19 protein-coding genes are annotated in these 19,849 nt (G+C 63.4%); 4 read left to right on the top strand and 15 right to left on the bottom strand.

Annotation, left to right across the window (positions count from 1 at the left end):
- Positions 1-361: 361 nt before the first annotated feature.
- Positions 362-964, top strand: coding sequence for a TetR/AcrR family transcriptional regulator (locus ACCO56_RS06710; protein WP_433638896.1), 603 nt, complete (start codon positions 362-364; stop codon positions 962-964).
- 295 nt (positions 965-1,259) lie between these two features.
- Here ACCO56_RS06710 and ACCO56_RS06705 read toward each other — a convergent pair whose 3' ends face one another.
- Positions 1,260-1,559 carry an HlyU family transcriptional regulator gene (locus tag ACCO56_RS06705; protein WP_433638893.1) on the bottom strand — a complete coding sequence of 100 codons (300 nt, stop codon included), beginning with the start codon at positions 1,557-1,559 and terminating at the stop codon, positions 1,260-1,262.
- Between the two features lie 285 nt (positions 1,560-1,844).
- On the opposite strand from ACCO56_RS06705, the gene ACCO56_RS06700 reads away from it, so the two are divergent.
- On the top strand, positions 1,845-2,276 hold the full coding sequence (locus ACCO56_RS06700; RefSeq protein ID WP_433638891.1) for a VOC family protein: 432 nt from the start codon (positions 1,845-1,847) through the stop codon (positions 2,274-2,276).
- 55 nt (positions 2,277-2,331) lie between these two features.
- Here ACCO56_RS06700 and ACCO56_RS06695 read toward each other — a convergent pair whose 3' ends face one another.
- The 10 genes from ACCO56_RS06695 to ACCO56_RS06650 all read right to left on the bottom strand — a co-directional run bounded on the left by ACCO56_RS06695 (position 2,332) and on the right by ACCO56_RS06650 (position 11,634).
- Complete coding sequence (locus tag ACCO56_RS06695) at positions 2,332-2,988, bottom strand: PadR family transcriptional regulator (RefSeq protein ID WP_433638888.1); 657 nt, start codon at positions 2,986-2,988, stop codon at positions 2,332-2,334.
- A gap of 123 nt (positions 2,989-3,111) precedes the next feature.
- Positions 3,112-3,405: a GYD domain-containing protein gene (locus ACCO56_RS06690; RefSeq protein WP_433638886.1), complete on the bottom strand. Its 294-nt coding sequence runs from the start codon at positions 3,403-3,405 to the stop codon at positions 3,112-3,114.
- A 268-nt stretch (positions 3,406-3,673) separates the two neighbouring features.
- Positions 3,674-4,471 carry an ABC transporter permease gene (locus ACCO56_RS06685; RefSeq protein ID WP_433638885.1) on the bottom strand — a complete coding sequence of 266 codons (798 nt, stop codon included), beginning with the start codon at positions 4,469-4,471 and terminating at the stop codon, positions 3,674-3,676.
- Positions 4,464-5,231, bottom strand: a complete 768-nt coding sequence (locus ACCO56_RS06680; RefSeq protein ID WP_433638883.1) for an ABC transporter ATP-binding protein — start codon at positions 5,229-5,231, stop codon at positions 4,464-4,466. Before ACCO56_RS06680 ends, ACCO56_RS06685 begins: the two co-directional genes overlap by 8 nt.
- A 60-nt stretch (positions 5,232-5,291) precedes the next feature.
- Positions 5,292-6,320 (bottom strand): ABC transporter substrate-binding protein, encoded by a 1,029-nt coding sequence (locus ACCO56_RS06675; protein WP_433638881.1) that lies wholly within the window; start codon positions 6,318-6,320, stop codon positions 5,292-5,294.
- A 288-nt stretch (positions 6,321-6,608) separates the two neighbouring features.
- Entirely contained in the window at positions 6,609-7,502 is an 894-nt protein-coding gene (locus ACCO56_RS06670) for an alpha/beta fold hydrolase (RefSeq protein WP_433638878.1), read from the bottom strand.
- Positions 7,503-7,506: 4 nt separating this feature from the next.
- Positions 7,507-7,827: an NIPSNAP family protein gene (locus ACCO56_RS06665; RefSeq protein ID WP_433638877.1), complete on the bottom strand. Its 321-nt coding sequence runs from the start codon at positions 7,825-7,827 to the stop codon at positions 7,507-7,509.
- Positions 7,828-7,842: 15 nt separating this feature from the next.
- Positions 7,843-9,549, bottom strand: a complete 1,707-nt coding sequence (locus ACCO56_RS06660) for an FAD-dependent oxidoreductase (protein WP_433638876.1) — start codon at positions 9,547-9,549, stop codon at positions 7,843-7,845.
- 19 nt (positions 9,550-9,568) lie between these two features.
- Positions 9,569-10,825, bottom strand: coding sequence for an FAD-dependent oxidoreductase (locus ACCO56_RS06655; RefSeq protein ID WP_433638874.1), 1,257 nt, complete (start codon positions 10,823-10,825; stop codon positions 9,569-9,571).
- Positions 10,822-11,634 (bottom strand): shikimate dehydrogenase family protein, encoded by an 813-nt coding sequence (locus ACCO56_RS06650; protein ID WP_433638872.1) that lies wholly within the window; start codon positions 11,632-11,634, stop codon positions 10,822-10,824. Before ACCO56_RS06650 ends, ACCO56_RS06655 begins: the two co-directional genes overlap by 4 nt.
- 139 nt (positions 11,635-11,773) lie before the next feature.
- On the opposite strand from ACCO56_RS06650, the gene ACCO56_RS06645 reads away from it, so the two are divergent.
- Positions 11,774-12,667 carry a LysR family transcriptional regulator gene (locus ACCO56_RS06645; protein ID WP_433638870.1) on the top strand — a complete coding sequence of 298 codons (894 nt, stop codon included), beginning with the start codon at positions 11,774-11,776 and terminating at the stop codon, positions 12,665-12,667.
- 1 nt (position 12,668) lies between these two features.
- Here the strand turns inward: ACCO56_RS06645 and ACCO56_RS06640 are convergent, their stop codons facing one another.
- The 3 genes from ACCO56_RS06640 to dnaG form a co-directional block, all read right to left on the bottom strand.
- Positions 12,669-13,049 carry a thiol-disulfide oxidoreductase DCC family protein gene (locus ACCO56_RS06640; RefSeq protein ID WP_433638868.1) on the bottom strand — a complete coding sequence of 127 codons (381 nt, stop codon included), beginning with the start codon at positions 13,047-13,049 and terminating at the stop codon, positions 12,669-12,671.
- Between the two features lie 8 nt (positions 13,050-13,057).
- Complete coding sequence (rpoD, locus tag ACCO56_RS06635) at positions 13,058-15,073, bottom strand: RNA polymerase sigma factor RpoD (RefSeq protein WP_433638867.1); 2,016 nt, start codon at positions 15,071-15,073, stop codon at positions 13,058-13,060.
- 309 nt (positions 15,074-15,382) lie between these two features.
- Positions 15,383-17,317, bottom strand: a complete 1,935-nt coding sequence (gene dnaG / locus ACCO56_RS06630; protein WP_433638866.1) for a DNA primase — start codon at positions 17,315-17,317, stop codon at positions 15,383-15,385.
- 321 nt (positions 17,318-17,638) lie between these two features.
- Between dnaG and ACCO56_RS06625 the strand changes: the two genes are divergently transcribed.
- Positions 17,639-19,303: a Na/Pi cotransporter family protein gene (locus ACCO56_RS06625; protein WP_433638864.1), complete on the top strand. Its 1,665-nt coding sequence runs from the start codon at positions 17,639-17,641 to the stop codon at positions 19,301-19,303.
- A gap of 9 nt (positions 19,304-19,312) precedes the next feature.
- Here ACCO56_RS06625 and ACCO56_RS06620 read toward each other — a convergent pair whose 3' ends face one another.
- Positions 19,313-19,783 carry a hypothetical protein gene (locus ACCO56_RS06620; protein WP_433638862.1) on the bottom strand — a complete coding sequence of 157 codons (471 nt, stop codon included), beginning with the start codon at positions 19,781-19,783 and terminating at the stop codon, positions 19,313-19,315.
- Positions 19,784-19,849 lie beyond the last annotated feature (66 nt).

Genomic DNA, 19,849 nt, shown 5'->3' with positions numbered 1-19,849 from the left:
AGGAGCGTCGGCCGGCATCGATCGCCGGGTGCTCCTTGTCAACGAGCCCGGCGATCGCCGATAAGGCCGAGAAGAAGGAGCGTAGAGGAAAGGGCGCGCAACGTCTCGCCCAGCAATGCGGACGGACGGGAGGCCGAAATGTTCGGGCGCGAAGTCATGATCGAGCCTCTTACAGGAGCACGGCCGCCGAGACAAGGTTCTTTTGGCGAACTCTGCCTGAGGATCGGCAAGCCTCCGTCGACCCCGGCGTGCGCAACGCCCAAGCCCGACCGAAGGGTCTTTCAGGCTTCCGGCAGACGGCTTTCTTTTCGCCTTCGATCCCAATAGAGCTTGGATCTTACAGCCTTGGTACAGGACGGGCATGCGACCGAAACCGGCAAGACGAAGCAACCGCGAGCGGACGGAGACGACCCGCGCCGAATTGATTGCCGCTGCGCGCCGCCTGTTCATCGAAAAGGGATATGCTGAAACCGCCACGCCCGACATCGTAGCTGCGGCGGGGCTGACACGCGGGGCGCTCTACCACCATTTCGCGGACAAGCAGGCTCTGTTTCGCGCGGTCGTCGAAAACGAAGCACAAGTGGTGGCGCAAGAGATCGACCGCGCCTCCCCATCAACTCTGCCCCCGCGCGAAGCGCTGGTGCAAGGCGGTGAAGCCTTCCTCGCCGCCATGGCGCAGCCTGGCCGGACCCGGCTTCTTCTGCTCGACGGACCAGCAGTCCTCGGCCGTATCGCGATGGACGAGATCGACGGGCGCCACGCCGCACGCACACTCAGGGAGGGCCTGGCCTTTGCCGCCGAAGCTGATGCCGTGCCGAGAAGCATCCCGATCGACGCAGTTGCGCATCTTCTTTCCTCGGCCTTCGATCGCGCCGCCCTTGCAATTGCCGCAGGCGCTGACCCGACCGACTACAAGGTCGCCCTTGCGGCCATGATCGACGGCATTCTCATCCGAGCGGCCTGACGGGCTGACGCAACACCGTCTTCAGCTTTTCCGGTTTCAGCTTTTCCGGTTTCAGCTTTTTCGGCGCCGTCTTGCCTGGATCGCCGAGATAAATCTCGTGACGGCAGGTCCACGATCTCGAAGCGGCTACGGGCGGATCGAGGGACGCCCTCGGCGTTTTCCGGCTCGCCCGGCGACCATCGTCGTGAACGCGCAGTCGAACATCGCCCCGACCAAGCGAGGCAGCGGCGCCTGTTCACCGACGGCACGAATATTCCTGCCTTTACTTGCGGAGGCGAGTGCTCGTTGTCCAGCGTTAACGGTCGAAGAGCCTTTCGCCCTGCTCGTCGATCAGTTGCTGGGCCTTTCGGATCGACACTTCGACCGCGTCGTCCAATGCCGCGAACCGGTCGGCCCTGATGAAGCGGTGCTCCCTGAGCGTCCCGGCGACTTCCTTGCTGATGGTCCCGCAGGTCTGGAACTGGCCGCCTTCCTTGAAAGGCGTGGCCTTGATCAGAAATCCTTTGTGCTCGATCTCCTTCGCCGCGGCCGCGCTGGAGTCAGCAGGCGACTGTTCAGAGGAACCCAGGCCGAAGAGGCGCTTCAAGAAGGACATTGACGAATCCACATTGCTGGTCAGCCAGACTAGCTTTTTCGGATCGCCGCGTCGAGTTTTGTGCCTTTCTTGGGGTTCGTAACCACTCCTCTTTACTAACATACAATCTGTATGTATGTTAGTGGTGATCCAGGAGGAACGGACATGCGTAAGGCCGCTCCGAGATCGCGCCGCGAAGTCCTTGCGCTTGGTGCCGCGTCACCTGTCGCCACGGCAGTGGGTTTAACGTCGCCCGCGCTTGCTCAAGGTGCAAACATCTCTCCACCGACCCAGAAAGAAAAATCCATGCGCGTTCGAGATCTCTATCCCCTGATCACCACTCCCGCATTGTTCGAAGCTCGGGACTTCTACGTGAAGCACTTCGGCTTCGACGTGCTCTTCGAAGCGAGTTGGTTCGTTTATCTGTCCGGCCCGGGCGAAAGCGAAACACGCGGCGCCACCCTGGCTTTCATGCATCCCGATCACCCGTCGAACCCACCGGGACCGGAGTCCTTTGACGGTCGCGGGATGATCTTGACGATCGAGGTTTCTGACTCGGCGGCGGTGTTCGAGAAACTGTCGCGCGAAGGTGCGCCGATCGTGCATCCGCTGACCGCGGAAGATTGGGGCCAGCGGCGTTTCATGACCCGGGATCCAGCCGGAGTGCTGGTCGACATCGTCGAGCAGACCGCTCCGAAGCCCGGCTTCTGGGAGAAGTATCCCGCCCCGGTGCGATAAACCGGTTCTTTCAAAGGCTGGCCGGACGATCGTCTTCGCCCGGCCAGGGCGTCAGCTACCGCCGGAACAGCGCTTCCAGCGCATCGGCAGCCTGCTCCAGGATCTCGATCGCTTCGTCACGGGTTTCCGGCCCGGCGTCGAGCGCTTCGGCCAAACCGGCACGAAGCCGCCGCCGGACCTGGCGCAGCTTGCGTAGGCCCTCGGGCATTTCGCGTTCACGCGGATCAGGTCCCTCTCCGCCGTCGCGCCAGTCGAACCATTCGCGAGCGCGCGCCATCTTGCGGCCGAAACGCTCGATCTGTTCCAGTGCCTGGTCGGCGACCGCACGGTTTTCGCCAAGATGGGCGCGCCCTTCCCCGGTGATCGAGAAGACCTTCTTGTTGCCTTCGGAAACCGAAGCCGCATAACCCGCTTCTTCAAGGAAAGTGAGCGTGGGATAGACGACACCCGGGCTCGGGCTGTAGATCCCGCTGGTGCGTTCCTCCAGGGCCTTGATGACGTCGTAACCGTGGCGTGGCGCTTCCTCGAGCAGGGCAAGCGTGATCAGCCGCAGGTCTCCGTCACCGAGCATGCGCCCGGCACGGAACATGTCGCCGCCACGCCCGCCGCGACCACCTCCCCTGTGGCCGCGACCAAACGGGCCGAAACCATGGCCGCCCTTGCCGGCCATGAACCAGAAGGCGCGTTCGCCTCCATGAGAGCATCTATGCATGACATACCTCGCGTTGTTTCTTACGATATATCGTAATTAGCGCATTTTCGCGCCGATGCAAGATATATCTTACATACTATCGTAGGAGGCCTGCTGCAGGATTCGCATGAGCCGAAGAGCGCCTCAGCCGAGCGAGTTGATGATTTCGCGGTAAGCCGCCTCCGGAAAAGCCTTCAAGGTGCGGGTTCTCACATTTCCGCCGGAAGCGAGTCCCAGGGCGAAACGCGCCATCACGGCATCGTCCGGCGCTTCGCAGACCGCCACCATGTCGCATTCGCCCATGGTGAGGTAGAACTCTCTGAACGAGCCGCCCATGTCGGAAAGCATCTTTTTGCCGGCGTCGAGCCGCTTCGGCGACTCCCGCACGTTCTTCACGCCCTGCTCGGTCCAGTTGATCAACAGGATGTAGGTCGTCACGTCACACCTCCCTCGGCGTCGTGACGCGCAGCTGGACGCTCTCGGCCCAACGCCGATATGTCGCCCTTCGCCCGATGAGAATATGTCTCTCCCTGGCTCCGCCGGCAAGCAAGCGGAGATTTCATCGGCCAGAAGAGATCACCCCACTTGGAACAGCGTCCGCAGATTCTTACGCCGCGAGCGGAGGACCTCCGCCTTGAGCAATTCAGGCCTGGTCAGGCCGTGGAGGAAATCGTCTCTTGCAATGCGAGCATGTCGGCTTCTGTCTTCAACCACGCCAGCCTAGGAAACGCCGTTCGACCAGGCCGATCACCCAGTTCATGACAAGGCCCATGATCGAAAGGATAGTGACGCCGGCGAACAGCCGCTCCAGATCGTAGAGCGCGCCAGCCTCCAGGATGTAGGAGCCGACGCCGTATTCAGCGCCGAGCATCTCGGCGGCTACCAGCAGGATGATGGCGATCGAGATCGATACCCTGAGGCCGGAAAGGATGGCCGGGAAGGCGCCGGGAAGGACGATCTTGCGCACGATCGACCACCAGGTGAGACCGAAGCTCTGGCCCATCCGGATCAGGCTGCGATCGACATTGTCGACGGCACCATAGGTGGCGACGACCGTCGGCGTGAAGGTACCGAAGGCGATCAGCGCATATTTCGACGCTTCGTCGATGCCGAACCAGATGACGAAGAGCGGCAGCAGCGCGATCTTCGGGATCGGAAACAGCGCAGCGACGAGCGGCACGAGGCCGGCGCGGACAAGGCTGAAAAGGCCGATCATGACGCCCAGAGACACGCCCGCCACGACCCCGAGGAAGGCACCGACGATGAGCCGTTGCAAGGAGGGCAGCAGGTGCTTCCACAACAGCCCGGTTTGGTAAAGCTGCACCAGCGTCTCGAGCACGGCGGAAGGCCGCGGCAACGTGAGACTCGAGATGAATTCCGAACGGGTCCCGATCTCGGCGAGCGCGATCAGCACGACGAAGACGAGCAGGCCGATTCCGCGGACATGCTGAGGCGCGAAACCTCGGCCGCGAAACTCGACCGGGCGAACGGTGGCGTCAGACATCGATGAGCTCCTGGTCGGCGGCGGCCGCTTCCTCGCGCATCAGTTCCCAAAGCTGCTTCTGCTTGACTTCGAGATCGGGGTTGCCCAGTTCCCGCCGGTCGAGCGGCAGGTCGATGTCGACGATCTCACGAATGCGTCCTGGGCGGCGCGATAGCACGACGATGCGATGGCCGAGCCGAACGGCCTCGGCGAGATTGTGGGTGACGTAGACGGCGGTGAACGGCTGGCGCGTCCAAAGCGAAGCCAGATCGTCCATCAAGAGCTCGCGCGTCTGGCTGTCCAGCGCCGAGAGCGGCTCGTCCATCAGCATGACGGCCGGGCGGACAGCGAGCGCGCGGGCGATCGCAACGCGCTGCTTCATGCCGCCGGAGAGCTGCTTGGGCAGCGCCGCGCGGAAATCCGAAAGCCTGGTCCGCGCAAGCACATCGGTCACGATACGATCCATCTCCGCGCCACCGACGCGGTGGTCTTCCAATACGAGGCGGATATTGCCTTCGACCGTCCGCCACGGCAGCAGCGCGAAATGCTGAAAGACATAGGTGAGCGGATTGAGCGAGTCCTTCGGTGGCTCACCGACCTGCAGCACCGAACCCTTGGCCGGCACCTCGAGCCCGCCGAGGAAACGCAGCAAGGTCGACTTGCCGCATCCGGATGGTCCGACGAGACAGACGATCTGGCCACGTGGGATGTCCAGCGAGATGTCGCGCAGCACTTCCACGGCACCGTAGCCGTGGCTGACATTGTCGATGCGCAGGTCCATGGGAAACTCCAGCGGAGGCCCGGTTGCGGGCCTCCGTCATCCTAGATATCGAGGGGACGATCAGATCGTCTTCACGTAAGACGTGTCGAAGAGCATCTCGGGCGTGATGTTGTCTTTCACCATGCCCTCGGACTTGAACCAGTCGAGCTGCTCGGTCACCGATTTCAGCGACAGCGCCAAGCCCTTGTTGATACGCATGGAGCCTTCCACCAGGTTGTTCTTGGCTTCTTCGTACGGCCGGTCGGCTTCCACGTATTTGTGGCAGATCTTGGCGATTGCATCCACCTCGGCGGCATCCGCCTTCTTGTCGACGAAAGCGAGATTGTAGTCGTCGACGGCCTTCGAATAGGCCCGGATGAAGGCCTCCGTCTTCTGGCGCTCCTCGGCCGCATTCTTGGTCGAGGTAAAGACCGTGGTGACCTGATAGTCCGGCGCGTAGTCGGAGACGAGGCCGATCTGCTTGGCAGAGCCTTCCCCGATCATCTTCTTGCCGATGCTGGACTGGATCGCCCAAGAGTCGATCTGGCCCGACGACAGCGCGCCGACCACGGCGCCGACCTTCTGCAGCGGCCGCAACTGGATCTCGGAAAGCGGGATGTTGTTTGCCTGCGCGATCTTGTGCGCCATGAAGTGGAAGGACGAACCGGTGGTGGTAATGCCGAAACTTTTGCCGGCGAGTTCCTTCGGACTGGTGAGCCCTGCCTCATAGGCCTTGTTCGAGGCGAGGACGATGGCGCCGACGAGACCCTTTTCCTCCGTCAGCGCGCCGCCTATCACCTTGATGGCATCCTTTTCGGCAAGGCTGATCAGGCCGCCGCTCATCGCCGTCACGCCATAATCGGCGTCCCCCGAAGCGATCGCCACGGCCATCGGCTGCGCGGCTTCGAAGAACTTCAGTTCGACGTCCAAGCCCTCTTCCTTGTAGTAGCCGCGCTCATAGGCGATGAAGCTCGGCGCATGGCTGGCCAGCCGGATGACGCCGAGATTGACCTTGGCGGCGGCACGCGCTGGCATGCCGAGGCCCAGCATGACGCCGGCCGCTCCGAAACCGACGAGCGCCTGGCGGCGGTTCAACGAGAACTTTTGCATTTTTCGACTTTTCCTTCCCTGTGTTGCCTCTTGCGGGGCGGTTGGAACCGTGTTGCCACTTGCAACGCGGTCATTCAAGAACCGAATCTCTTGCAGGCCATGCCTTGAGCGCATGAAAGCCGGGGATCTTATGGTCACCTCGGGCCCGCCGGGTTTCCTGCGCAGCATATCGATGAGCTTTTTCGGATTGCCCAGGCGCGGGCGCTCGCGGCTCCGAGGGACTGATACTTGGAAGTCGGGCGATTTTTCGACTCTTTTCACCGTCTTGCCGCACGTGCCTTGGCATTTCTACCATCGGCCCAGGAATGCGGTCAGTTCGGCCAGCACATCGCCAGACGCCCTTTCGGGAAGCAGGTGGCCGCCCAGCAGCCCTCGCCCGGCGACGTCGTCGGCCCAATCCCGCCAGATGTCGAGCGGAACCCGCCCACCCCCGTAAGCGCGCCCCTCCTCCCACAGAACGAGCACCGGGCAACCTATCCGTCGGCCGGCCTCCTGGTCTTCCCGGTCATGGACCTCGTCTATGCCAGCGCCGGCGCGATAGTCCTCGCAGACGGCGTGACGGACGCCCGGATCGAGAAAGCAGCGCCGGTATTCGGCAAGCGCCAGCGGATCGAGATGCTCCAGCCCGCCGGCCATCTTCTTCAGCGTCGCATCGAGGAAATAGGCGGGATCGGACGACAGAAGCCGTTCGGGCAGGTCGTAGGGTTGGGCGAGCATGAACCAATGGAAAGCACCCATGCCGAAGTTCTTGTCCGCTCCCGACCACATCTCGATCGTCGGCACGACGGTGAGCGAGGCGAGCGCGGTCACGCTCTGCGGCTGATCGAGCGCCATGCGATAGGCGACGCGGCCGCCACGATCATGACCGACGACGGCATAGGTGTCGTAGCCCATGCCCGTCATCATCTCGTGGAGCTGTTCGCCCATCCAGCGTTTGCTTCCAGGGTCGGCTGGGTTGGCCGTCACCCTGCTGTCCCCGTAGCCGGGAAGGTCCGCCGCCACCACCGTGTACCGCTCCGCCAACCGCGCGGCGAGACGGTGCCACGCGGCCTTCGTCTCGGGATAACCGTGCAGGAGAAGCACCGGGTTTCCCGAGCCTCCGACGATAGTCGAAAGCCGCGCTTGCGAGGTGGCGACGGTTTCTTCCCGGAAACCCGGAAAAAGCTTGGCTGTGGCGTTCATCTGGTCAGGTGAGCGGGGAAAAGTCCGTCGGTTTGAGGATGGCCGATTTCAGCTCGACTACGGCGTCGAGTTCCTTGTTGCGGGCGCTGAACTCGACCCAGCGCGGATCACCCGCCAAGGCGGCACGGCGTGCGGCACGGTCGTCGAGGCTGTCATAGGCCCAGATATGGACGACCTGGTTCACGACGCCGAACTCGGTGGTGAAGAAGCCGACCAGCTTGCCGAGCAGTTCCTGCTGAACGGGAAGCGCCTCGCGCTTGTAGAGCGCGAGCCAATCGCCCATCCTCGTGGGTCTCAGCGTGTAGGTTCTCATTTCATAGATCATCGCAGGCAGTCCTTCCTATCGAAGCTGTTTCATCCGGTCCACCGCGTCGAGTGCGGCGATATAGCCGAAGGTGAGCGCCGGGCCCAAGGTTATGCCCGGCCCGGGATAGGTCCCGTTCATGATGGAGTTCATATCGTTGCCCACTGCATAAAGCCCTGGGATCGGCGCACCGGCGGCATCCAGCGCACGCGCATGCGCATCGGTGCGGATGCCTCGCGCCGAACCGAGATCGCCGGTCACCAGTTTGACCGCGTAGAAGGGTGCTTGCGCGACCGGCGCGAGACAGGGATTGGGTCCATGGGCGGCATCGCCCATGGACCGGTTGTAGGAACTCGACCCCTTGCCGAATTCTGGATCATCGCCGCGAACGGCACCTGCATTGTAACGCCCGACGGTTTCTCTCAGCGCTTGCGGCGCGATGCCGATCTGGCGCGCCAGCGCCTCGATGCTGTCGGCCTTCAAGAGATATCCCTGGCGGATCAGGGCGGCATTCGACGCCGGCGACGGCCGAGCGAGGCCGAGGCCATAGGCGCCGATCGCCCTGGAATCGCAGATCAGATGGCAGGGCGAATTCGCCTCGGGATCGGCCAGCATGGCGAGAACGAAACGATGGTAGGAATCCGCCTCGTTGACGAAACGCCTTCCGAGCCGGTTCACCGCGATCAGGCCGGGCTTGGCACGATCGGTCACGAGATGAGGGAATTTCTCCTCTCGGCCGTCTTCATGCGTGAGCACGGAAACCGGCGCCCAATAGAAGTTGGAGACGAGATCTTGCCCCAGAACGGCGCCGGCGGACGCGGCGAGCTCCAGGCCGTCGCCGATATTGCCGGCCGGCGACATGGAACGGTGTGACGAACCGGTTCCCGGGCGCCACCTGCCAGCCTCAGAAGAAGCGCCGAAGCCTCCGGTTGCGAAGATCACGCCGGCCCTCGCACGGATTTCCCGCACTCCTGATGGCGTATCGACGACGATGCCACGGATTTCGCCACGTTCCTCGATCAACGCCTTGGTCTTCAATCCAAGCCGCAGGTCGACGCCGAGATCGAAAGCGGACCGCGCCAGGCGGGCGATCAGCGCATTGCCCACGACGAGGCGCGTGCCGCGGTCGTGACGCAGGCGATCCCCGGCGTAGCGGATGAGCAGCTTCAGGCAATGGCGGAGCGACGCCCATGAGCGGCGCGCATTCAGGAAATGCTGGATGTCGGCACGATTGACCATCATGCCGCCGAACAGCAGCATCCCTTCCGGTGGCTTGCGCAGTTCGCCAAAGCGCTCGCCGAGCCGGCTGCCATCATATTCGAGCACCTCGAGGGCACGCCCACCGTCCGACGCGCCTCCGAGTTCCATGTGATAGTCGGGCGAGACCGGCCGAACCTTGAATTTCAGCTCCGACTTCTCTTCCAGGAAGGCCAAGGCTTCCTCGCCCCTGGCAAGAAAAGTGTCGACCAGCTGCTGGTCGATGCCGTTGCCGATCATGTTGCCGAGATAGGTTCTGGCGGCGGTGAGCGAAGCATCCAGTTTCGCTCCGACGGCTTGACGATTGCCGGGGATCCAGATCGTGCCGCCGGAGATCGCGGAGGCGCCGCCGAACCGGTCTTCCTTCTCGACCACCAGGACCTTGAGCCCGTGATATGAGGCGGTGACTGCAGCGGCGAGCCCGGCGGCACCGCTGCCGAGCACGATCAGATCGGCCGCTGCCGGCCCGTTGTCCTGTCCCTGCATCGCTCTCCTCCCCAAGCGCTCAGATCAACGCGCCCTGCCCATCCAGTGTCTTGCGCAGCATGTCCGGCCCGTGCGCCCCTCCGGCCGCGACAAGTGCTGCCGAAACGCCGGCTGCATGGCCCGTGGCGAAGGCGGTGCCCATCACCCTTGTCGAACCGTAAGCCTTGGCATCCGCGCCGATCACCCGGCCCGCCAGCCGCAGATTGTCGACGCCTGCCGCCTCGACCGCTCCCGCCCGGATGTCGAAGAAACCCTCGCCGCCAATATCGACGAAGCGGGTGCGTCCGGGAGCTTCGTGCACTTCCATGGGCCAGGCGGCGCGGGCGACGCCGTCGGCATATCGCTGCCCCGTCAGGCCATCCATCTCGGTCACATCGGCGCGCGACAGAGGCCGCCGAGTCTCACGAATGCCGATCTGCGGACCGGTCGAAACGAGATAGGCCTGCTCGAAACCTGGGTGCCTGCGCAGAACTTCCAGATTGCGCCAGGCGAGTTCGCGCGCCTTGAACTCGACGGCCGTCAGGCTCGCGCCAGTGATGCCGTCGGTCTCCAGGTCGATCGCCATCCACCAGATGTCGTTGGTGAGCGGCACGCGGGACACGACACCGCCGTCGTCGCGCAGGATCGGCATGTCCGTTGTCTTGTTGTATTCGCGGATCAACTCCGCCATCAGCGCGCGATCAAAGATCACTTTATCCGATACGCCTCCGATCCGGATCGGCAGCGAAGCAGGCTGGACATGCGCATCCTGCCCGCCCGGCTGGCTGAGCGGCACACCCGCCAGCGTCGCGAGCGTGGCCTCGCCACTGGCGTCGACGAAGGCGCTCGCTTCAACGGTCGTAATGCCGGCATGATCGATCAAGCTGACGGCGCGGATACAGCCATTCTCGACCTCGGCCCCGGCAAGCCGCGTATGGAGCAGCACATCGACGCCGTTGCGCCGGGCCAGGCGATCGAAGGCGAGCTTCGTTGCCTCGGGATCGAGCATGACGACCCAGTAGCCGCTCTTGGAAACAATCGGCGCGATCTCGACGCCGAGCGCTTCCAACTCCAGCAAAAGTTCCCGGCCGACGCCGAGCACGGCCTGCCGCGGCGTCTCGCCGCGGAGGAAGAAGCCGCAATAGGCGAGCACCTGCGCGTTGGTCGCGGCGCCGCCCATGAAACCGTAGCGCTCGACGAGAAGCGTCCTGGCGCCCGCCCGGGCTGCGCCGACTGCCGCGGCGATACCGCCGGCGCCCCCTCCGACGACCACGACATCGTAGGTCAGCGCGCTCACGACAGGGGCCTCATCACACCCACGAAGCCGCCGAGCAGGCCGAGCTGGGCCTTGGCCATCTGCGGACCTGTCTGAATTCTGAGACCTCGCGCCTGCGCAGCCTTAAGGAACGGCGTGACTTCCGGGGCGGTGACGACATCGGCGACGAGGGCGGAGCCGGGCAGCTCGCCGAGGAGATCCTCGCCGACCGGCAGGGGATCGCCTGGCTTCATGCCGAGCGGCGTCGCGTTCACCACCAGATCGAACCCAGCGGCGTCGGCGCTGGCGGATACGGCCACGTCGGTCGCTGCGAAACTCTGCCCAAGCTGATCTGCGAGCCGCTGCGCACGTGCCGTATCGACATCCGAGACGACAAGACGAGCCACGCCCGCCTCGCACAGCGCGTGAGCGATGGCACTTCCCGCGCCCCCACCCCCGACAATTAGTGCGCGCCTCCCGGCCGGATCGAAGCCGTTCGCCCGTGCGGCGGCGACGAAACCAAGCCCATCCACCATGTCGCCCCTCAACGTGCCGTCCGCCTCGCGCCGAACCACATTCGCCGCCCCCAGCAGCGCGGCACGCTCGCTGAGGACATCGATCCCTGCTGCAACCGCCTGCTTGTGCGGGATCGTGACGACGAAACCGTCGAGATTGTCCCAGCGGCGTACGAGCGACAGAAAATCCGCCACGGCTTCCGGCTTGATGTCCATGGCGATCATCGCGACATCGGCGCCGGCTTCGGCAAAGACCGCGTTGAAGTTCTCCGGCGACTTCACCTGGGTCACCGGCGAACCGATGATCGCGACGATACGCGTCGTGCCCCTGATCATTTTCCGCATTCCGCTCTTGGTCGGTCCCTTCAGCTTCGGAACGGAAAATGGCCGGGCTCTCTCCCCTTGGCCAATAGAATGTGCGACGTAGGCCATAATGCGAAGTTATAGACGGCGTCAGATTTGAGGCACCAAACTAATGGCCAAAGCAAGGCTGAAGGAAAGACAGATCGAAGTGTTCCGGGCGGTGATGGCGACGGGCTCGCTAACGTCGGCTGCGCAGCAGCTCGGCGTTTCCCAGCCAAGCCTCAGCATGACGATCCGCCGTTTCGAGGACGAGATCGGCGCCCCGCTTTTCGAACGCATCGGCGGACGGCTGCTGCCGACCGAGGAGGCAAAGCTCATTCTGGTGGAAGTCGAGCGTGTCTATGGGCAGTTCGACCGCTTGTCGGAAGCGATCCGCTCAATCGCGACAGGCGACGCTTCAGTCTTTCGATTCGGCACGACGCCGAGCATCGGCATGCGCCTTGTCCCGAAGGCACTGAAGCGCCTGAAGGAGCGTCATGGCGCCCGCACCTTCTATTGCGACTTCCTCGCGCAGAAGGACATCCGCGACTACCTGCTGTTCGGCCAGGGCTCGTGCGTGACCACGATCGCGGAAGCTAACGACCCGACGCTCGACACGAGGGTGATCGCGAGGGGAAAGCTGGTCTGCCTGATGCCGCGCGCGCATCGGCTGGCGCGCCACGCGTCGATTTCGCCGGGGATGCTGGCGAAGGAAACTCTGATTTCCTTCGCGCCGGAGACACCGCACGGCCGCTATATCGACGCCACCTACGCCCGGGCCGGTGTCGCCAGGAGAACAGATATCTTCGTCCATTTCGTCGAAGCGGCGATCTCCTTCGTCTCCGAGGATATCGGTGTCTCGATCATCGACCAGTTCTCGGCCGTGGATTGCGAGCGGGCCGGCCTCGTCGCCATCCCGATGGAAAACAGCGTCGACATTCCCGCTTATGTCCATTGGTACCGATTCCGCCCCCGGCCAAGAGCGACGGACGAACTGATCGAGGCATTGGTGGAGATCGCGGTCTGATCTACCAATGCCCCCGGCTGCGGTTCCAGCGATAGAGCAGTGCGGCGAAACCGTCATAGACCAGGCGTGTCGCCGGCAGGATGAGGGGATTGCCGAAAAGCCGGGCCAGCCAGCCGTGCCCGGGCGTCTCGCGCCAGATTGCCACCGCAACGTCGGCGCCGACCAGCAGTCGTCCCCTTCCGTCCAGCGCGTGCAGGCGACGTCTGACGTCTTCAACCGACGCGCCATGTACGGCAAGCGCGTCGGGTTCGTGATTTATGTCGCGAAAGACGATATGCCCCGCCTTCACCGCTTCAGCGAGCCGGCTCTTCTGGAATCGGATACCGGCATCACAGACCGGGCAGCGCGTATTGTACCAGACGGTCAGCGCTTGCCGGGGCATTACAGCGGCTAGCTGTCGAGGAAGCTCCGGAGCTTGCGCGACCGGCTCGGATGCTTGAGCTTGCGCAGCGCCTTGGCTTCGATCTGGCGGATACGCTCGCGGGTGACGGAGAACTGCTGCCCGACCTCTTCCAGCGTGTGATCGGTGTTCATGCCGATGCCGAAACGCATTCTGAGCACGCGTTCCTCACGCGGCGTGAGCGAAGCCAGCACCCGCGTCGTCGTTTCGCGCAGATTGGCCTGGATCGCGGCGTCGATCGGCAGGATCGCCATCTTGTCCTCGATGAAGTCGCCGAGATGCGAATCCTCCTCGTCGCCGACCGGCGTTTCGAGCGAGATCGGCTCCTTGGCGATCTTCAGCACCTTGCGCACCTTCTCGAGCGGCATGGCGAGCTTCTCGGCCAGTTCCTCCGGCGTCGGCTCGCGACCGATCTCGTGCAGCATCTGGCGCGAGGTACGGACGATCTTGTTGATCGTCTCGATCATATGCACCGGGATGCGGATGGTCCGCGCCTGGTCGGCGATCGAGCGAGTGATCGCCTGCCGGATCCACCACGTCGCATAAGTGGAGAACTTGTAGCCGCGGCGGTATTCGAACTTATCCACTGCCTTCATCAAGCCGATGTTGCCCTCCTGGATCAGATCCAGGAACTGCAAGCCACGATTGGTGTATTTCTTGGCAATGGAGATGACGAGGCGAAGATTGGCCTCCACCATCTCCTTCTTGGCGATGGCCGCCTCGCGTTCGCCCTTCTGCACCTGGTTCACGATCTTGCGGAACTCGGCGATCGAAATGGCGGTCTCGGTGGCGAGATTCTGGATCTCGGCGCGCAGTTCGCGGATGAACTCGCGCTCCCTGCCGACGAATTCCTTCCAGCCGCGCGTCGACAGGTTGGCGATGCGGGTGGTCCAGTTCGGATCGAGCTCGGAACCCTGGTATTCCCGAAGGAACTCGTCGCGACGCACGCCGTGGCTCTCGGCCAGGCGCAGCAGCTTGCCCTCGTTCTGCACGAGACGCTTGTTGATGTCGTAGAGCTGCTCGACCAGCGCCTCGATGCGAGCCTGGTTGAGCGAGAGCGACTTGACCGCGGTGATGAGCTCGTCCTTGAGCTCCTTCAGCTTGCGGTCCTGGCTGGGCGACAGCGTGCCGGCATCGGCCAGACGGTTCTCGACCTGCTGGTCCTGCAACTTGCGCAGCTTCTTGTAGGTGTCGGCGATGACGTCGAGCGTCTGCATGACCTGCGGGCGCAGTTCCGCTTCCATGGCGGCCAGCGACAGGCTCGCCTCGTCTTCGTCGTCTTCCTCCTCTTCGACCCTGTTCTCGCCGCCGACATTGGTGATGTCGTCGTCATCGCGCGAACGACGGCCAATGCGCTCCTCGGGCTTGGGCTTCTCGCTTTCCTCGATGCGCTCGACGACCGGCGCCTGCTTGGCCTCGGGGCCGGCATAGGTCGCCTCGAGATCGATGATCTCGCGCAGCAGGATCTTGGCTTCGTTGAGCTCGTCGCGCCAGATGATGATGGCCTGGAAGGTCAGCGGGCTTTCGCACAGCCCCGCGATCATCGTCTCACGTCCGGCTTCGATGCGCTTGGCGATGGCGATCTCGCCCTCGCGCGACAGAAGCTCGACCGATCCCATCTCGCGCAGGTACATGCGCACGGGATCGTCGGTGCGGTCCGTCGGCTCCTTCTTGGCGACGGTCGCGACCGCAGTGCCGGTCTGTTCGGCAAGCTCGTTGGCGTCCTCTTCCGAATCGGAATCGCCAGCTTCAGCCTCTTCGCCTGCTTCGTCGTCCTCGACAACGTTGATGCCCATGTCGGACAGCATGGCCATGGTGTCTTCGATCTGCTCGGACGTGACCTCTTCGGAGGGCAGCACCGAGTTCAGCTCGTCCATGGTCACATAGCCGCGCTTCTTGGCGGCCTTGATCATCTTCTTGACCGCATCATCGGAAAGGTCGAGCAGGGGGCCGTCGGTTGTCCCCTCGCGTTCGGTTTCGACCTCTTCCTTTTCCTTTGTCGCCATGCTTTATCGTCTCCAAGCGGCCGGTGGTAACGAGAACGACAAGGGCATTCTCGGGCCCGGGTAAATCGTGTGCGTCAGGTGGTGCGCTGCGCCATCGATGCGCGTAACCGACCTTGCGTTAAATACCGATTAACCCTGCTATCTGGGGCGAGCTTGCAGTTCGTCCAGATCGCTAAGCACTCCGTCCAGTTGCTGTTTCGGTGCGGGAGCTTTCCCGCGTTAACTTTTCGAATCGTCCTGATTCCGTTATTCCAGCACAAGGTCAAGCGGCTGTGGCATGATTCGCGCCAAAAAAGCGAATCAAATGCATTAGAAGCTTCGGCCCGCACGTCCGGACGAGACGCCAAAGCCCTCAACGAGCGCCTCAGTCGCCTGTACATCGCGAAATTGGGCCTGAATCTCGACGAGGTGACGGTAATTTTCATCCGTGGGGTTCGTCGCCAACGCCGCCTCGGCTGCTTTCAGCTCCCTATGTAGGGTGCGTGCGCTGCGGTGCAAGTGCAGGGCTTGGGAGAAGGCCTCGCGGGCATCTTCCGCCGCAGCGTCCTCCAGCGCCGGCCACTGCCTTGCCTTGCGGACCAGATCTACACAGCGTTGCCAGCAATCGGCAAGCCCGGCCTGCTGGAGCGCCTCGACGATCGCCTGCCGCTCATGCGCCGCGCCGTGTGCCAGTGCGTCGATCACGGCTGAATGGAGCCGATTGAGATCGGCATGGGCGAGGTCGAGGGTCTCGACCTCCTCGAAATGCGTGTCGATCAGGTCGGGATGATTGATTAACGTAACCACCAGGACCGTTTCGCGCAGCGGCAAAACGCCGCCTGCCTTCCTCACCAGCGACGAACGCATCAGGCTCTCGGAGATCGTCAGCCTTCCCGGCGTGGCAGCGCCACCACGCGGCCATTGTCCCCGCCCACCGGGGGGCCTGTCCCGGTCACCCGGCCGCGCAGGCCGGCCGCGCGTGGAACCGAAGAAGGAATGGACGCGGTCGCGCATTTCCTGGGTGTAATGGAACCGAACGCTTTCGTCGCGGATGCGCGAGGTAAGCTCGCGCAGGGTCTTTTCGAGTTCGGCTTTTCGTTCCGGAGTGTCGAACACGCCTCCCGCGGTCTCGCGCTGCCACAGCATGTCGGCGAGCGGACGGGCTTCGGCGAGCACTGCCCGGAAGGCATCAGGACCTTCGTTCCTGACAAGATCGTCGGGATCCTGCCCTTCCGGCAACAGGGCGAAACGAGCGCTGCGCCCGGGTTCGATGGCCGGCAGCGCGAGATCGGCGGCACGCCATGCCGCTTTCAGCCCAGCCTTGTCGCCGTCGAAGCAAAGCACGGGTTCGCTCGTCATGCGCCAGAGAAGATCGAGTTGGTTTTCGGTTAGCGCGGTGCCAAGTGGAGCGACCACATTCTCGAAGCCGGCCTGGGCCAGGGCGATCACATCCATGTAGCCCTCGACCGCGAACACCGTGCCGTCCTTCTGGATGGCTCTCCTTGCGCGAGCGTGGTTGTAGAGCACGTTCCCCTTGTGGAAGAGGTCGGTTTCGGGTGAATTCAGATACTTGGCCGAAACGTCGGACGACATGGCCCTTCCCCCGAAGGCGATAACGCGCTCCTTCGGATCGAGGATGGGGAACATGATGCGATCGCGAAAGCGGTCGTAGGAGACGGGCACGTCCGGGCCGAAATAGGTCAGGCCGCAGGCCTCCATCTGTCCTTTTTCCACTCCTTTCGCCGCGAGGTATTCCTTGAGGGCGTTGCGGCTATCCGGCGCGAAGCCCAGGCGGAAGCTCTGCTGGGTGGCCGGCGTAAGCCCGCGATCCCTTAGATAGGCCCGCGCCCTGGCGCCGGCGGACGACTGGAGTTGATCCTGGAAAAACCTGGTCGCGAGTTCCATCACCTCATGAAGCGTGGCACGCTGTTTTTCGCGTTTCTCCGCTTCCGGGTCGCGGGCCGGCATCGGCACGCCCGCCATGTCGGCCACCCGCTCCACCGCTTCGGGAAAGCTCAGCCCGTCGAGTTCGGTCAGGAAGCGGAAATGGTCGCCGGACACGCCGCAACCGAAGCAGTGATAACGTCCCTTGCGGTCCTCGCAATGGAAGCTCGGCGTTTTCTCGCCGTGGAAGGGGCAGCAAGCCCAGTAATCGCCGCGCTGGACGTTTGTCTTCCTCCGGTCCCAGTTGACGCGCTGGCCAACGACCGATGAAATCGGCACGCGGTCGCGTATCTCGTCGAGGAAAGAAGGTGGAAAACGCATCGATCTGGGCTCGTCTCGTCTCCATATAGGCGTACCGGGCGGAACAAACGACTCCTATTGCAGAACTTGCCCCGTGATTCACAGCCGCCCTTCACGTCCGACGTCGCGCCGACACGTTCCGTCGGCCCTAGACACAGCGAATGGATCGCCCCAGATTATTATCCGGCTAATATGTATGATGGGAAATTCGGCGAAAGAGACTGAAGTCTTGGCGGCAAGGTACCCTTCTCTGTCCTGCCGGACATCTCCTCCACGAGAGGAGAGATTGGCTGTCATTCGCGTCGGCGCCCGTTCTGCTACGTTGATGATCGGCGAAAGCGGATGAGCGGTTCGATTGTCCTGCTGCACCTGGCAGGTGCGGTAGCCCTGCTCTTGTGGGCCACCCGAATGGTGCGCACCGGCGTGGAGCGCGCCTATGGGGAGGTCCTGCGACGGAGACTTCGCGCCACGATGCGAAACCCGGTTGCGGCCGTCCTCACAGGTGTCGCGCTCGCCATCGCGCTGCAGAGCTCCACGGCGGTAACGCTGCTCGTCGGCTCGTTCGCGGGAGCCGGCATCGTCAGCGGCATGTCGGGGCAATTGGCAGTCCGCGGTGCCGAGATCGGCTCGGCACTGGTGGTCAAGCTGCTTTCCTTCGATCTGAGCCTGCTCGTGCCCGCCTGCCTCGCCGCGGGCACCGCGATGTTCATGGCGACGGAGCGACGCGCCTGGCGCCAGGCAGGGCGCATCCTCGTCGGCATCGGCCTTCTCATCCTCTCGCTGGAGCTGATCGGCGAGGCCTCGGAACCCTTGCGCGACAGCAGGCTGCTGCCGGTCATTGTCGACTATCTGGCCGGCGATCCCGTCACGGCCTACCTGCTGGCCGCCTTGATGACGTGGCTATTCCATTCGAGCATCGCCGCGGTTCTGCTCTTCGTCACGCTGGCCGATCGCGGCTTCATTCCTCCTGGGCTAGGCGTGGTCCTTGTGCTCGGCGTCAATCTCGGCAGTTCCGTGATCGCGCCTCTGTTGACCCGCGGCGCGGAGCCGGCCGTTCGCATCGTTCCCATCGGCAATCTTCTGATGCGTGGCGCGGGCTCGCTCGTCATGTTGATCCTATGGATCTGGCTTCAGCCCTCGCCCGACTGGCTTGGCTTCAGCGTGGCCGACCAGATCGTCAACGGGCATATTTCCTTCAACTGCCTGATCCTGATCGCCGGCCTGCCGCTCGCCGGGTTGGTCTATCGAGCCTCCCAAGGCATTGTTGCGCTTGCCGCGCCGGTGCCCTCGGCGGACAGTCTCGCAGTCGCGGAAGTCAGCGCCCTCGACGAAACGGCGCTGGACCGACCGGCCCAGGCGCTCGCCAACGCCACGCGCGAGGTGGTGCGCGTCTGCGAGACGGTGGAGATCATGCTGCGGCGCATCATCGAACTCTACGAGAGGGCGGATCCGGAAGACATCAAGGCGCTTGCCGCACTCGACGACAGGATCGACCGCAAGCATGCCGACATCAAGCTTTACCTCGCCAAGATCACCACGCGCGATCTGAACGAAGACGAGGCGCTGCGCTGTCAGGAGTTGCTCGGCGCCTGCGTCAAGCTCGAACAGGTCGGCGACATCATCGTACGCAATATGCTGGTGCATGTGCGCAAGAAGAACGAGCGCAAGCTTGAGTTCACCGAGGAAGGCTGGCGAGACCTGAAAGCGTTCCATGCGACGGTGCTTGCCAATGCCCGCCTCGCCTTCAACTTGCTGGTCACGCGCGACGCCGAGACGGCGCGCCAGCTTGTCCAGGAGAAGGATCGCCTCCGCGCCCGTGAGAAGGAATCGAGCCGAAACCATTTCACCCGACTGAGCGAAGGCTCCGCCCGTAGCCTGGAGACCAGCACGATCCATCTCGATACGATTCGCGACCTCAAGGAGATCAATTCGCTTCTCGCCTCTCTGGCGTATCCCGTCCTCGAGGAACACGGCCTGCTCAGCGGCTCGCGTCTTCGGGCAACTTGAGCCAGCCTTTCAGTAACGGCCACGCAGCAACAGGGCCTGGGCAGCAGCCGAACGTTCCCGCGGACCAAGAGCTGCCCAGCGGCGCGCCCAGAAGTCCTCGGCCTCGCTTGTGTCTTCGTTCCATTGCCGGATCTCGACCCTCGCCCGGCCCATTTCCACGGCTACGCGGCAGCCACCCAGAGCGCGATAATGATCCACGAAATCGAACGGGTCGAATACGCTGGTGGCCGTCCAGTCGAAACGGGTCCCGGCCGAACGAGCCGCCCCGACAGACCGTGACAGGCTGGTTTTCTGTCGCAGTTCCTGCGCCTTGGCTACGACGGCTCTGAGCTTACCCAACTCGATGGGAACCGGGGACCGTGCCCGCTGTAGCTCGAAGATCTGGTTGTTGACGTCCTTGAGGATGCGCCACAACGAATAACCGTCGAATGATGGGCTGCGCGCAATCTTCCCTGAAATTCTCTCTATTTCGGTCGGCATTCTGCGTGCCTCCGTCGCTGGCCTACGCCCCCAGCGAAGACAAATTTAGCAGCCGCGATGAGAGCC

Origin of the sequence: Mesorhizobium sp. 1B3, from assembly GCF_050958605.1 — a bacterium.
GTDB lineage: Bacteria > Pseudomonadota > Alphaproteobacteria > Rhizobiales > Rhizobiaceae.
This window is presented reverse-complemented; position numbering and strand designations above follow the sequence as displayed.